Annotated in this window: 10 protein-coding genes and 1 pseudogene; 5 read left to right on the top strand and 6 right to left on the bottom strand. The window is 66.6% G+C overall.

Annotation, left to right across the window (positions count from 1 at the left end):
* Positions 1-116: 116 nt before the first annotated feature.
* Positions 117-1,601: an amidase gene (locus BT264_RS29085; RefSeq protein WP_072443336.1), complete on the bottom strand. Its 1,485-nt coding sequence runs from the start codon at positions 1,599-1,601 to the stop codon at positions 117-119.
* A gap of 371 nt (positions 1,602-1,972) precedes the next feature.
* Here BT264_RS29085 and BT264_RS29080 point away from each other — a divergent pair, with 371 nt between their 5' ends.
* The 4 genes from BT264_RS29080 (at position 1,973) to acnB (ending at position 7,090) form a co-directional block, all read left to right on the top strand.
* Entirely contained in the window at positions 1,973-2,407 is a 435-nt protein-coding gene (locus BT264_RS29080; protein WP_072443338.1) for a universal stress protein, read from the top strand.
* 636 nt (positions 2,408-3,043) lie between these two features.
* On the top strand, positions 3,044-3,292 hold the full coding sequence (locus tag BT264_RS29075) for an adhesin (protein ID WP_072443340.1): 249 nt from the start codon (positions 3,044-3,046) through the stop codon (positions 3,290-3,292).
* Between the two features lie 225 nt (positions 3,293-3,517).
* A complete protein-coding gene (locus BT264_RS29070; protein ID WP_072443342.1) occupies positions 3,518-3,991 on the top strand; it encodes a nuclear transport factor 2 family protein in 474 nt (157 codons plus the stop codon).
* 513 nt (positions 3,992-4,504) lie between these two features.
* Entirely contained in the window at positions 4,505-7,090 is a 2,586-nt protein-coding gene (gene acnB / locus BT264_RS29065; protein ID WP_072443345.1) for a bifunctional aconitate hydratase 2/2-methylisocitrate dehydratase, read from the top strand.
* Between the two features lie 106 nt (positions 7,091-7,196).
* On the opposite strand, the pseudogene BT264_RS29060 reads toward acnB, so the two are convergent.
* Positions 7,197-7,595: pseudogene (locus BT264_RS29060) on the bottom strand (PPC domain-containing DNA-binding protein); the annotation flags it as partial.
* Between the two features lie 274 nt (positions 7,596-7,869).
* On the opposite strand from BT264_RS29060, the gene BT264_RS29055 reads away from it, so the two are divergent.
* Positions 7,870-8,796, top strand: coding sequence for an ADP-ribosylglycohydrolase family protein (locus BT264_RS29055; protein WP_083534233.1), 927 nt, complete (start codon positions 7,870-7,872; stop codon positions 8,794-8,796).
* Positions 8,797-8,943: 147 nt separating this feature from the next.
* Here BT264_RS29055 and BT264_RS29050 read toward each other — a convergent pair whose 3' ends face one another.
* From BT264_RS29050 to BT264_RS29035, 4 genes are read right to left on the bottom strand one after another with little or no spacing between them, the layout of a single operon-like run.
* Positions 8,944-10,344 carry an MFS transporter gene (locus BT264_RS29050; protein ID WP_072443347.1) on the bottom strand — a complete coding sequence of 467 codons (1,401 nt, stop codon included), beginning with the start codon at positions 10,342-10,344 and terminating at the stop codon, positions 8,944-8,946.
* A 24-nt stretch (positions 10,345-10,368) separates the two neighbouring features.
* The gene (locus BT264_RS29045; RefSeq protein WP_072443348.1) at positions 10,369-11,613 is read right to left on the bottom strand and encodes an NAD(P)/FAD-dependent oxidoreductase; all 1,245 of its coding nucleotides are present in this window, start codon (positions 11,611-11,613) and stop codon (positions 10,369-10,371) included.
* Positions 11,610-12,572 carry a VOC family protein gene (locus BT264_RS29040; RefSeq protein WP_072443350.1) on the bottom strand — a complete coding sequence of 321 codons (963 nt, stop codon included), beginning with the start codon at positions 12,570-12,572 and terminating at the stop codon, positions 11,610-11,612. The genes BT264_RS29045 and BT264_RS29040 overlap by 4 nt, the downstream gene beginning before the upstream one ends.
* A gap of 18 nt (positions 12,573-12,590) precedes the next feature.
* On the bottom strand, positions 12,591-14,081 hold the full coding sequence (locus tag BT264_RS29035) for an aldehyde dehydrogenase (protein WP_072443352.1): 1,491 nt from the start codon (positions 14,079-14,081) through the stop codon (positions 12,591-12,593).
* Positions 14,082-14,102 lie beyond the last annotated feature (21 nt).

Raw genomic sequence — 14,102 nt, 5'->3', positions numbered from 1 at the left:
GCCGAGTGCTGACTGCCGACAAACATCGCGTTCGGGGATCGAAGCAAAACGGGCGGCTCGCCGCCACCCGTTTCGTCACCCTGCTACCCGTTACCGGCTGCCGGCCGGCCGCGACCTTACGCAGCCATCCACGCCGGCAGCCGCCGGCCGACTCGGTCGGCCGCCTGCTCGTAGCCGCGCGCGAGCTGCAGCACGGCGAGATCGGCGCGCGGGCGCCCGATCAACTGCATCCCCATCGGCAGCCCCGCGTCGTTGAAACCGACCGGCACGTTGATCACCGGGCAGCCGGCCAGCGTCCACGGTACGACCGTTTCCATCCAGCGGTGATAGGTATCCATCGCGCGGCCCGCGATTTCCTTCGGCCAGCGCTGGTCGACGTCGAACGGGAACACCTGCGCGGTCGGCGCCGCGATGAAGTCGTAGCGGTCGAAGAAGCTCAGCACGGCCTGGTGCCACGCGGTGCGCTCGACGCTCGCATCGAACACGGCCGCGCCCTGCATCGCGAGCAGCCCTTCGACCTCGTAGATCGCCTCGGGCTTCAGCAGCGCGCGGCGCGCCGGATCGCGATAGTGCGCGAGCAGCCCGCCGCCGGACAGCAGGTGCCGATGCACGAGCCACAGGCGCCAGATCCGGTCGGGCGCGAATGCCGGCAGCGCGGCATCGACGTCGCAGCCGATCTCACGCAGCGTTGCCAGCCCCTGTTCGCACTGCGCGAGCACGCCGGCCTCGGTCGCGAGATAACCGTTCCAGTCGCCGACCCACGCGATGCGCTTGCCGCGCAGGTCCGCGTCGAGCGGCTGCGCGAACACGGCCGGATCTTCCGCGCGCGACAGCGGATCGTTGCGGTCGTAGCAGGCCTGGATCGCGAACAGCTGCGCGACGTCGCCAACCGTGCGGCCCATCGGCCCTTCGATGCCGAGCTGCTGCATGAACACGTCGACGGCCGGCCAGCGCGGTACGCGCCCCTGCGACGGGCGAAAGCCGTAGATGTTGCAGAACGCGGCCGGATTGCGCAGCGAGCCGCCGAAATCGCTGCCGTCCGCCACCGGCAGCATCCGCGACGCGAGCGCCGCCGCCGTGCCGCCGCTGCTGCCGCCCGCGCTCTTCGTCAGGTCGTACGGATTGCGCGTCGCGCCATAAACCTCGTTGAACGTGTGCGAACCGAGCCCGAACTCCGGCGTATTGGTCTTGCCGATGAAAATCGCGCCGGCCGCGCGCATCCGCGCGACGCCGACGGAATCGGCCTGCGGCACGTTCTCGCGGAAGATCGGCGAGCCGTAGGTGGTCCGCAACCCCTTCGTCATCGCCAGATCCTTCGGCGCCTGCGGCATCCCGTGCATCCAGCCTTGGTACTCGCCGCGCGCCAGCGCGGCATCCTTTTCCGCGGCTTCGGCGAGCAGCGCATCGCGCTCGCGCAGCGCGACGATCGCATTGACCGCGCCGTTCACGCGCTCGACGTGGTCGAGATACGCGCGCATCGTCTCGACGCACGAAACCGCCTTGCCGCGGATCGCCGACGCGAGCTCGCCGGCCGACAGGCGCACGATCGGGTCGACGGGGATGGAGGCGGGAGCGAGAAGCTGCGGGGCGCCGTGCGGCATGCGGGTCTCCTGAAATCGGAATGGAATGGCAGGCCGCGTGGCGGCAGCGGTCGCCCCCGAACCGGCCGGGAGGGGCCGCGCCGCGGCCGATGCTCTCTACTCTACGCGCCGCCGATTCGGCGACCTCCGATATTTTCCGTCGCGATTTATTGCGGATCCGACTAAATCGGGGCAACGCGTACCGGGCCGCCCGCGCCGGCCCGATCGATGAAATCGTTTATGCGCATAAACTAAAATTTCTTATATTTCTAATAGGCGCGATACGAGACGGCGCGCGTTAACGACATTTTTACGCGGTCGCCCGATCTCTTTAGATGGTTCGTTCCGGCGGCGCGCTACGCTGAAAGCATCTCGTTCCCTGGACATCGTTCATGCTCAAGCTGCTGGTTCCGGTCGGTCACTCGCCCCGCTCGCTACAGGCGGTTCGCCACGCGACATTCCTGTATCGCGAGCGGTGCGCGTCGGAGATCGTGCTGATCAACGTTCAGGCGCCGCTCGAATCGACGCGGCTCGAGGCCTATCACCCGCTGTCGCGGCTGCGCTCGATCGAGGAAAAGTTCGCGTCCGACGATCTGGCCATGGCGGAGCGGATTCTGCATGACGCCGGCGTCAAATACAGCGTCGTGAAGAAGGTCGGGCCGGTGGCCGATACGATCGCGGCCGCGGCGGCCGAAACCGGATGCGACGAGATCGTGGTCGTCGCGCCGAGGCACGACCCGCTTCATGCGCTGATGTCGGTGTTTCGCCGCAGCGTGATGGGCCGGCTGGTGCGGATTTCGAATGTGCCGGTGACTGCCGTGCAATGACGGGAATGATGCGCGTGGCCAGCCTCGAGACTGGCCACGGGCCAGCACCGGCGACGGACGAATGAGCGGTGCGGTACGTGTTACATGTGCGCGTTGCGTGCCGTACACGTACCGCCCGTCACGAAGCGCTTATTTGATGACCTTGCGCCAGAACACGAAATAGGCGGCCGCCGAAGACGCTACCAGCAGGATTGCCCACATCGGAGCAAGACTGATCAGCACGGAAGAGACGTTCAACATTTGTATTCCTCACTATTTCGACAGCGATGTTCAACATGCACCTGCTTGCCGGAACCGATGCATTCATCCGTCATCGCATTCCGTCAAATCATGCATTCATGCTATCGCTTTGAGCGGCAGCGCGACCGCCCCCTCCCGCCCGTACCCTGACATTCGTCAAACTCGCGCGAATCACACGCCTGTCGCGCTGAAATCCGTCGCGCGATTGCCGCGCTGCATGCCTATCCTCGTCTCCGGCCGCCAGCCTGAAAGCCCCTTCCTTTTGCACGCGAAACCACGAAAAACGTGACGGAATCACGCCGCCCCGCCACCGATTCAGCAGACGTTTACCGGGGGAAGCCCCAAGTGCTTCGCCGAACGTGTCCGCGTTACGCTTGAACGACGAGGAGACGCACCATGAGACGAGTCGTACATATCGCTGTTTTCGCGCTGCTGGCGTATCTCATTGCCGATCGCGCGATCCTGCATGCGCAGGGCCGCGACGCCAGCCCGCTTGCATGCGAACAGGGCGCCGCGCAAGTGAAGGCCGACGCGCTCGGCCGCGGCTTCGGCGAGGCGGCCGCCGGCAGCCAGAGCGAGGCATTCATGTCGGGTTGCCTCGTGACCGGGCGAGGCAACCGGGACGTCGCGATGGCGAACCGTTGACGCGAATCCGGTGACGTTCAGGTCGCATTCGAGTCAATTCCCGCTGTTTACCGTCATTTTCCCGATCGATGTCGCGACGGACGTCACGCTCCGGACGCCGTTCACGCCGAACGTCTGCTCGTGGCCCGTGTCGTCGCGGGGAAGACGCATCGACATCTGGGCCATCGGGCCGTCCTTGCCGTAAGCGGAGACGCCGCTTCATCTACAACAACAGTCAATCAAAAGATGAGTCATCCCAACACCGATTTGATCCAGCGTTTTTACACGGCCTTTCAGCAGCGCGACATCGACGCGATGCTCGCCTGCTATGCCGACGACATCGTCTTCAGCGATCCTGCGTTCGGCGAGTTGCGCGGCGAGCTCGCGCGCGACATGTGGCGCATGCTGGTGGCGCGTGCGCAGGAATTTTCGTTGACGTTCGGCGAGGTCGACGCGGACGAGCAGACCGGGCGCGCGCAGTGGGTCGCGCACTACCGGTTCACCGCGACCGGCCGCATGGTGGTCAACCGGATCGACGCGCGTTTCCGGTTCCGCGACGGGCTCATCGCCGAGCATCGCGACAGTTTCGACCTGTGGCGCTGGGCGCGTCAGGCGCTTGGGCTGAAGGGCGCCCTGCTCGGCTGGACGCCGTTCGTGCAACGCGCGATCCGCGCGCAGGCGCGGAAGAATCTCGACGCGTATCGGGCAAAGCGCAGATAGGACGCGCGCCGCTACTGCTTCATCGTGGCGTTGGCGTGTGTACCGCTTCTTGCGTGCTTGTGCAGATATGTGCGGCACCTGAAACCAGAATCGAGCGCAAGGGCTTCTCTAGCTGGGGCGTGTAGTCGTCCGGCGCGGCTTCGCACGGCCCGCTTCTGTTCCACATAACGAAAGCGAACCCCGAAGAGACCGACCTGGCGTCAACGGACGCCCCCAAACCGCAGCCGGGCAGCCAGCCGCAAATCACGCCCCTCCTGCCAGCTATCGCCAGAACCACACGGAATACCTTGCCCGCAAAGGCGCTCGGGCCGCCCTCCGGCGCACGCACGGAAACGCCGACTCCCCCCGCTCCGCCACGCTCCCGCGCGTCTTGCCCATCAACTCTTATATAAGACATAAGACATTTGACGTTGGAGTTCATTGAGATTAGAATCCCGCTCAAAGCAGTGCCTGGAACAGCCCCGGAGTGCCGGAAAGGCCTTCCCCTCAAACGCCATATCAGCAGGTCTCCCCATGCTTGAAAACTTTCGTGCTCACGTGGCCGCCCGCGCCGCGCTCGGTATTCCTCCCCTGCCGCTGACGGCTCAGCAAACCGCCGAACTGGTGGAACTGCTGACGAACCCGCCCGCCGGCGAAGAGCAGACGCTGCTCGAACTGATCACCTACCGCGTGCCGGCCGGCGTCGACGAAGCCGCCCGCGTGAAGGCCGGCTTCCTGGCCGCCGTGGCCAAGGGCGAGACCGCCTGCCCGCTGATCTCGCGCGAGCGCGCCACCGAACTGCTCGGCACGATGCTGGGCGGCTACAACATCCAGCCGCTGATCGAACTGCTGTCCGACGACGCAGTCGCGGCCGTGGCCGCCGACGCGCTGAAGAAAACCCTGCTGATGTTCGACCAGTTCCATGACGTGAAGGAACTCGCCGACAAGGGCAACGCCCACGCGAAGGCCGTGCTGCAAAGCTGGGCCGACGCCGAATGGTTCACGAGCCGTCCGGAAGTGCCGCAAAGCCTGACCGTCACCGTCTTCAAGGTGACGGGCGAAACCAACACCGACGACCTGTCGCCGGCACCGGACGCCACCACCCGCCCGGACATCCCGATGCACGCGCTGGCGATGCTGAAGAACGCACGCCCGGGCATCACGCCGGAAGAAGACGGCAAGCGCGGCCCGGTCAAGTTCATCGAGTCGCTGAAGGAAAAGGGTCACCTGGTCGCGTACGTGGGCGACGTGGTCGGCACCGGCTCCTCGCGCAAGTCGGCCACCAACTCGGTGCTGTGGTTCACCGGCGAAGACATCCCGTTCGTTCCGAACAAGCGCTTCGGCGGCGTGTGCCTCGGCGGCAAGATCGCCCCGATCTTCTACAACACGATGGAAGATGCAGGCGCGCTGCCGATCGAACTCGACGTGTCGCAGATGGAAATGGGCGACGTGGTCGAACTGCGCCCCTATGAAGGCAAGGCACTGAAGAACGGCGAAGTGATCGCCGAATTCCAGGTCAAGTCCGACGTGCTGTTCGACGAAGTGCGCGCCGGCGGCCGCATTCCGCTGATCATCGGCCGTGGGCTGACCGCGAAGGCACGCGAAGCGCTGGGCCTCGCGCCGTCGACGCTGTTCCGCCTGCCGCACCAGCCGGCCGACAGCGGCAAGGGCTTCTCGCTCGCGCAGAAGATGGTCGGCCGCGCATGCGGTTTGCCGGAAGGCCAGGGCGTGCGTCCGGGCACGTACTGCGAACCGAAGATGACCTCGGTCGGCTCGCAGGACACCACGGGCCCGATGACCCGCGACGAGCTGAAGGATCTGGCATGCCTCGGCTTCTCGGCCGACCTCGTGATGCAGTCGTTCTGCCACACCGCCGCTTATCCGAAGCCGGTCGACGTGAAGACGCACCAGACGCTGCCGAACTTCATCAGCACGCGCGGCGGCATCGCGCTGCGTCCGGGCGACGGCGTGATCCACTCGTGGCTGAACCGCATGCTGCTGCCCGACACCGTCGGCACCGGCGGCGATTCGCACACGCGCTTCCCGATCGGCATCAGCTTCCCGGCAGGCTCGGGCCTGGTCGCATTCGCGGCCGCCACCGGCACGATGCCGCTGGACATGCCGGAATCGGTGCTGGTCCGCTTCAAGGGCAAGATGCAGCCGGGCGTCACGCTGCGCGACCTCGTCAACGCGATTCCGCTGTACGCGATCAAGCAAGGCATGCTGACGGTCGCCAAGCAAGGCAAGAAGAACATCTTCTCGGGCCGCATTCTCGAGATCGAAGGCCTGCCCGACCTGAAGGTCGAGCAAGCGTTCGAACTGTCGGATGCGTCCGCCGAGCGTTCGGCCGCTGGTTGCACGGTCCACCTGAACAAGGAACCGATCATCGAATACCTGAACAGCAACGTCACGCTGCTGAAGTGGATGATCGCGCAGGGCTACCAGGATCCGCGCAGCCTGCAGCGCCGTATCGCGGCAATGGAGCAGTGGCTGGCCGACCCGCAACTGCTGTCGCCGGATGCCGACGCCGACTACGCGGCCGTCATCGAGATCGATCTCGCCGACATCCATGAGCCGATCGTCGCATGCCCGAACGACCCGGACGACGTGAAGACGCTGTCCGACGTCGCTGGCGCGAAGATCGACGAAGTGTTCATCGGCTCGTGCATGACCAACATCGGCCACTTCCGTGCGGCGTCGAAGCTGCTCGAAGGCAAGCGCGACATTCCGGTCAAGCTGTGGGTCGCCCCGCCGACCAAGATGGACCAGAAGCAGCTGACGGAAGAAGGTCACTACGGCGTGTTCGGCACGGCCGGTGCGCGCACCGAAATGCCGGGCTGCTCGCTGTGCATGGGCAACCAGGCACAGGTGCGCGAAGGCGCGACGGTCATGTCGACGTCGACCCGCAACTTCCCGAACCGCCTGGGCAAGAACACGAACGTGTACCTCGGCTCGGCGGAACTGGCGGCAATCTGCTCGCGCCTGGGCAAGATCCCGACCAAGGACGAGTACATGGCCGACATGGGCGTGCTCAGCGCCAACGGCGACAAGATCTACAAGTACATGAACTTCGACCAGATCGAAGACTTCAAGGAAGTGGCCGATACCGTGCAGATGTAAGCACGCTGTCGGGCTGCGGCGGGTCTTTCCCGTCGCAGCGACACGCAATGGCGCCGCAGGCTGCATGCTCGCGGCGCCATTTTTTCATGCGGCTCCGGCGACGCTCACCCGGCTCGCGACGGATCACCAGCTCGTTGAAGCCGGTACCCGCATCGGGTTCGCGAGAGAAACGATGCTCGGGAAGCATCACGAGCAGGATCTCGGCGGTCGTACGCACCACGCAACCGCTCGCCACATGGCCGCCCGACACTCGGCCGAGCGCATCGGAAACGGACATGTGCAGGTGCGCGCCGTCCGACGACACCGAGCCGGCCAGCGTCAGGATTTCGAGGTCGCCGCGCAGTTCGGTCGGCAGATCGACACCGGCAAAGCGCAACTGCGCGACGCTCAGGCTGCCGATCCCCTGGATCACGAATGCCGCGTGCGATGCATGCTGACGCAATGCGTGCTCGATCGACGCGCGCAGATCGTCGCCGGGGGATAGGCGCAGTGGATGGGCTTGCATGGTCGATATCCTGTTGGCGGACGGTGGATTCGGCCAAGGGTACGTTCGGGCGCGGAATCCGGCAAGCCACCGGCCCTGACGAACACTGCCCCCGCCTCGCTACGACACGCAGGCCTTACCCGCTAACGCGCTCGCTTGCGAACTGCGCATCCGGCGCGCCCGCCGCGACCGCTTCTCTCGTACCGGCGACAGCGCATCGGCTAGGCACGCCGATGCGATTGGTCTAGTCTGCACGGTATTCCGCGACGCGAGCCGCCACCCCGAACACTGTCCGATGACCACCATTCCGAACCGACAATCCCGCCTGCGCGGCGGCCTGCTTGGCCTGCTGATCGGCGACGCGCTGGGCGTTCCCTACGAATTCCACGACGCCGCATCGATCCCGCCTGCCGCCGCGATCGATATGACGCCGCCGCACGGCTTCGAACGCGCGCACGACGGCGTGCCGCCCGGCACCTGGAGCGACGACGGCGCGCAGGCGCTCGCGCTGCTCGACGCGCTGTGGCACGACCGCGACCTGAATCTCGACACGTTCGCCGACAACCTGCAGGACTGGTTTCATCGCGGCGCATTCACGCCGGATGGCCGCGTGTTCGACGTCGGCCTGCAGACGCAGCGTGCCTTCCATGCGCTGGCGGCCGGCGCGGCTCCGGCGGCGGCCGGCCCCGGCGACGAGCGCGACAACGGCAACGGCTCGCTGATGCGCTGCTTTCCCGTGGTCATGGTCGCCGCGTCGCACGATGAAGCGATCCGGCTCGCACGCAAGCAGAGCGTCGTCACGCACGGCCACGTGCGCTCGCAGCTTTGCTGTGCACTCTATGGCCTGACGGCGCTGGGCATCGTCGAGGGCCAGCCGGCGCCCGATGCGGTGCGCGCGGCCGAAGACGAACTGCTGGCGCGCTACGAAGGCACGAACGACGAAATCGAGCTGAAGGTCGTGCTCGACGGCCGCTTCGATGCGCCGCAAGGGTCCGGCTACGTGGTCGACAGCTTCTGGTCGTCGATCCATTGCCTGCTGTCGACGGGCAGCTACGAAGACTGCGTGAAGCGTGCGATCGCGCTCGGCAACGACACGGATACGACGGCGGCGATCGCTGGCAGCCTCGCCGGTGCGCTGTATGGCGAACAGACGTTGCCCGACCGGTGGGTCGCGATGCTGCGCGGGAAAGAAATGGTCGAGGGCTGGCTCGCGAAACCGTGAGCACCCGGCGCAACGCGTATCGCATATCGCGCGATATCCGCCAGTCAAAATGGACGGCGGATTAGAACAAGCCCGCCGCAGAAAGCAAAAAGGCCCGGACATCGCCCAGGCCTTTCTTTTCACCTCATCCGCCGCTACCGGCCGCGCTTATGCCTCAAGCGCCTCGAGCACCTTCCCCTTCGTCTCGATCCCGACGAAATGCACGGTCACCGCGGCGATCAGCGGCACGACGCCGATCAGGTAGAACGCCGGGGCGAGGTTCCCGCCGATGATCGCGTGCGGCACGATCATCGGCGCGACGAACGACGCGATCTTCAGCCACGCGCTGCCGAGCCCGCAGCCCGACGCGCGGATGCTCGTCGGATACTGTTCCGGCGTGTAGACGTACGCGGTAATGAACCCCGACGCCATCAACCCGAGCGACAGCGAGCAGAACACCGCAACGACATACACCGACGATGCGTGATAGATGCCCGCGAGCGCCAGCGACAGCGCGCACAGCACGAACGACCACACGATCACCGGCTTGCGGCCGAGCTTGTCGACGAGCAGCGCCGACGCCAGCGACCCGAGCACGCCCATCACCGAACCGATCACCGCGAGGTTCAGCGCGAGCTGCAGCGGCGCATGATAGAAGTTCTTGTAGATCGTCGGCAGCCACGTCGACAGTCCGTACTGGATGAACCCGCAGGTCGCCCACAACGTCGCCACCGCGAGCGTGCGCTTGCGATACGCGGCGCTGAACAGGTCGCTCATCCTGCGCTTCGGATGCTGGCGCACCATCTCGTCGAACGCGGCCGCCTGCGTGACCGGCGGCAACTCGCCGCGCACCGACGCTTCGAACACGCCGACCGCGCGCCCGGCTTCCGCGAGCCGCCCGCGCGACGCGAGCCAGCGCGGCGATTCCGGCACGAGGCGCGTGAGCACGAGCGACAGGATCAGCGGCAGCCCGCCGACGAAGTACATGATTTCCCAGCCGAACCGCGGCACGAGCCACGCACCGAGCGCCATCGACACGAGCAGGCCGATCGGGAACACGATCTCGTACAGCAGCACGAAACGGCCGCGGCCATGCGCGCGCGTGATCTCGTTGATGTACGTCGCGGCAACCGGCAGCTCGCCGCCGAGCCCGAGCCCCTGCAGGATCCGCAGCAGCACGAACACCTCGAAGGTCGGCGCGAAACCGCATGCGATGCTCGTGATGCCGATCACGGCCGAGCTCCATGCGATCGCCTTCACGCGGCCGTGCTTCTCGGCCAGCGCGGGAAACAGGAAGGCGCCGATCAGCTGGCCGATCGCGCCGGACGCGATCAGCATGCCGATCTGCGTCGGCGACAGCCCCCATTTGTGAATCAGCAGCGGCAGCGTCGCCGCGATCGTGATCACGTCGAAGCCGTCGAAGAACGTCGCGGTGCCGATCAGCACGCGTGCGCGGATCTGCATCGCGTTGCCGGGAAGCCGCTCGAGCCGCGCGATGATCGCGCCGGGCGTGGAGGCGGCAGCTTCCATCGTGGCGCGTCCGGCCACGACGTTGTCGAAAGTGCTCATGCGGAGTGTCTCCTGGTTTGCCGGTCAGGCAAGCGCTTTGGTCGTGTCCGCCAGGGCTTCCGTATCCACTGCCCGGCCCTGGTTCATCCACTTGCGCGCGAGCTTCAGCTCGCGTGCGTTGTTCACGGCGATGACACCTCTCACATGCCCGTCGCCAAGGAAAAACAGCGTCGCGCGGCGCGCGGCGAGATCGCCGCGCACGACGAGCTGCGCATCGGCCGGCAGATCGCCGAGGATCTGCAGGTTCACGTCGTACTGATCGGACCAGAACCACGGAATCTCCGCGTACGGCGCGCGCACGCCGAGCACGGCTTTCGCGGCCGCGATCGCCTGGTTCTGCGCGTTGGCCCACGATTCGAGCCGCACGCGCCGTTTCAGCCAGCCGTTGTGATGGTTCGCGACATCGCCGCACGCGAAGATCGCCGGGTCGCTCGTCGCACCGAATTCGTCGACGACGATGCCGTCGTCGACGGCCAGCCCCGCATCGCTCGCGAGCGATGCGTTCAGCGCGAGGCCGATGCCGGCCACCGCGAAATCGGCGTCGATCGTCGTGCCGTCGGCGAGCGTCGCGCGTACCTTCGATGCATCGCCAGGCTGCGCATCGAGCGACGCGAGCGCCGCGCCGAGACGCACGTCGACGCCGTTCGCGCGATGCAGGTCGAGCAGGAAATCCGACACGATCTGCGGCACCGAGCGGCCGCACAGGCGCGGCGCGCCTTCGACCACGACCGCCCCGACGCCGAGCTTGCGCGCGGTCGCCGCGACTTCGAGGCCGATCCAGCCGCCGCCGATCACGAGCACGCGCTGGCTCGCGCGCAGCTTCTCGCCGAGCGCTGCCGCTTCATCGAGGGTGCGCAAGTAGTGCAGGTTCGGCGTCCTCACGATTGCGTCCGGCAGGCGGCGCGACGTGCCGCCGGTTGCGATCACGAGCCGGTCGTATTCGATCGCGCGGCCGCTGGCGGTCGTCACCACGCGGCGCGCGCGGTCGATCGACGCCGCGCGTTCCGGCTGCCATGCTTCGATATCGAGCGCGTCGAATTCATCCGGGCGCACGACGCGTACGGTTTCGATATCGGCGTCGCCGGCCAGCACGGCCTTCGACAGCGGCGGACGCTCGTACGGCAGGTGCGGCTCGTCCGCGATCATCACGAGGCGGCCCGTGTAACCTTCCGCGCGCAACGTCTTCAGCACCCAGCCGGCGGCCTGGCCGCCGCCGATCACGACGACCGTGCCGGGCGCGGGCTGCGCCTGCGTGTTCGCTTCGGTCATGATTTGCGCTCCGTCATGAACTTGCCTTCCGACGCCTTCGCGTTTTTCTGCCGGCGCGTGTTGCCGTCGAGGCCGCCGTCGACGGCCCACTCGGCGAACACGGTCGGGCCCGGCTCGAATTCGCGCGGCTGCCATTCGGGCGTCAGCACGTCCTCGTCCGCGTAGTACTCGATCAGCGCGCCGGCCGGATTCTGGAAGTACCAGAAGTACGCGGACGACACCGGGTGACGGCCCGGGCCGAGTTGCGTTTCCCAGCCGCAGCGGTCGATATGCATGCCGCCGCCGAACACTTCGTGGATGTCGCGCACGGTGAATGCGACGTGGTTCAGGCCACGCTTTCCGTTCGGCAGCGCGAGCAGGAACAGGTCGTGATGGCCGCCGTGCGGCGCGCAGCGCATGAACGCGCCGCGGCCCGGATAGCGATCGGACGTCTCGAAGCCGAGCAGTTCGTGATAGAACTTTTCCTGTTCGTCGAGGCAGTTCGTGAAGAACACGACATGCCCGACCTCGACCGGCTCCGCGCGTGCATAGATCGGGCTCGGCTGGTCGACACGCAGCGTCTGGCCCCACACGTTCGACGGCGAGCCCGTGATGTCGAGTTCGCGCTTGCGCGTGACTTCGACGCGGATCGCCATTCCGTTCGGGTCGATACAGCCGACCGCATCGTCGTGCGAGTAATAACCTGGCTGGCCGGCGAGCTTCGTACGCAGCGCGTCGAGTTCCTGCTGCGTCGCGACGCCCCACGTGACCTCGCGCAGCGTCGGACCCACTTCGAACGCGGGCGGCAGCGCCGGATCGTCGGCGTTGACGGCCAGCACGGTGCAGCCGTTCATCGTTTCGAAGCGCGCGCGCGTATCGTCGTGCGCGACTTCCTTCAGCCCCCAGTCGGCGAAAAAGCGCCGGCAGGTCGCGAGATCGTCGACGCCGTATGTGATCTGCTCGATTCCCAAAATGCTCATTGCGTCATTCCCCTTCGCTCAGTTCGCCCACGGCAGCGGCGCGTCGTTCAAACCCCAGTAGAGGCTCTTCTGCTGCATGTACTCGCGGATGCCGAGACGCCCCTTCTCGCGCCCCATCCCGCTCTCCTTCCAGCCGGAGAACGGCGTGGAGATCGAGAACAGCTTGTACGTGTTGATCCATACGGTGCCCGTCTCCAGCGCGCGCGCGATGCGCCACGCGCGCTTGTAGTCGCGCGTCCAGATGCCGGCGGCAAGACCGAACACGCTGTCGTTCGCCTGCGCGATCAGCGACGCTTCATCGTCGAACGGCATCGCGACGAGCACGGGCCCGAAGATTTCTTCCTGGCAGATGCGCGCGCTGTTCGGCAAGCCTTCGAGTATCGTCGGCTGGTAGAAGAAGCCGTGCTCGCGCCCGTCGCCCGACGGCCGCTCGCCGCCGCACAGCAGGCGGCCGCCTTCTTCCAGGCCGAGCGCGACGTAGCGCTCCACCGATTCGCGATGCTTCGCGGTGATCAGCGGCCCCATCTGCGTATCGGGCCGCGTCGGGTCGCCCACGCGCAGCTTGCGTGCGCCCGCAACCAGGCGCTTCATGAATTCGTCGTACACCGTGCGCTGCACGAACAGCCGCGAACCCGCGATGCACGCTTCGCCCGACGAGCTGAAAATGCCGTACAGCACGCCGTTGACCGCATGATCGAGATCGGCGTCGTCGCACACGATCGTCGGCGACTTGCCGCCGAGTTCGAGCGACACGGGCATCAGCTTCTCGGCCGCGATGCGCGCGATGCCGCGGCCCACTTCGGTACCGCCCGTGAACGACACCTTCTTCACCAGCGGATGGCGCACGAGCACGTCGCCGATCACCGAGCCCTTGCCCGGCAGCACGCTCAGCACGCCCTTCGGTACGCCGGCTTCCTCGCAGATGCGCGCGAGCGCAAGCGACACGAGCGGCGTGACTTCGGCGGGCTTCAGCACCACCGCGTTGCCGCCTGCGAGTGCCGGCGCGAGCTTCTGCGCGTCGGATGCGATCGGCGAGTTCCACGGCGTGATCGCCGCGATCACGCCGATCGGCTCGTACACGCTCATCGTCAGGTAGTCGCCGCGCGATGGCGTCAGCTCTTCGTCGAGCGTTTCGAGGCAGGCCGCGAAATAGCGGAACGTGTTCGCCGCGCTGGCCACCAGCACGCGCGTCTCGCCGATCGGCTTGCCGTTGTCGCGACGCTGCAGGTTCGCGAGCGCCTCGTGGCGCTGCATGATCAGATCCGCGATGCGGTACAGCACCTGCGCGCGCTGATGCGGCTTCAGCCCGGCCCAGTCGGCGCGGCGCCATGCGGCGTCGGCGGCTTCGACGGCTTCGGCCGCGTCTTCGGCGTTCGCCGTCGACACTTCCATGTTCACCGACTGGTCGGCCGGATAGATGCTGGCATAGGGCGCGCCGCGGCCGCGCCGCCACTCGCCGCCGACCAGGATATTGCCGTCGGGTACCAGGCTCGTATCGAAAGATGTCATGTCACAAGTTCCACAAATCTG

The sequence above is a fragment of the Burkholderia sp. NFPP32 genome (assembly GCF_900119325.1).
GTDB classification, from domain to species: Bacteria; Pseudomonadota; Gammaproteobacteria; order Burkholderiales; family Burkholderiaceae; genus Burkholderia; species Burkholderia pyrrocinia_C.
Note: the sequence above shows the minus strand (reverse complement) of the source record. Positions and strands in the feature narration are given on the sequence as shown.

Coding starts and splice junctions, on each gene's coding strand:
- BT264_RS29080 (WP_072443338.1), top strand. CDS start 1,973: ATGCTCAAGCTGCTGGTTCCGGTCGGTCACTCGCCCCGCTCGCTACAG.
- BT264_RS29070 (WP_072443342.1), top strand. CDS start 3,518: ATGAGTCATCCCAACACCGATTTGATCCAGCGTTTTTACACGGCCTTT.
- acnB (WP_072443345.1), top strand. CDS start 4,505: ATGCTTGAAAACTTTCGTGCTCACGTGGCCGCCCGCGCCGCGCTCGGT.
- BT264_RS29040 (WP_072443350.1), bottom strand. CDS start 12,572: ATGAGCATTTTGGGAATCGAGCAGATCACATACGGCGTCGACGATCTC.
- BT264_RS29055 (WP_083534233.1), top strand. CDS start 7,870: ATGACCACCATTCCGAACCGACAATCCCGCCTGCGCGGCGGCCTGCTT.
- BT264_RS29075 (WP_072443340.1), top strand. CDS start 3,044: ATGAGACGAGTCGTACATATCGCTGTTTTCGCGCTGCTGGCGTATCTC.
- BT264_RS29050 (WP_072443347.1), bottom strand. CDS start 10,344: ATGAGCACTTTCGACAACGTCGTGGCCGGACGCGCCACGATGGAAGCT.
- BT264_RS29035 (WP_072443352.1), bottom strand. CDS start 14,081: ATGACATCTTTCGATACGAGCCTGGTACCCGACGGCAATATCCTGGTC.
- BT264_RS29085 (WP_072443336.1), bottom strand. CDS start 1,601: ATGCCGCACGGCGCCCCGCAGCTTCTCGCTCCCGCCTCCATCCCCGTC.
- BT264_RS29045 (WP_072443348.1), bottom strand. CDS start 11,613: ATGACCGAAGCGAACACGCAGGCGCAGCCCGCGCCCGGCACGGTCGTC.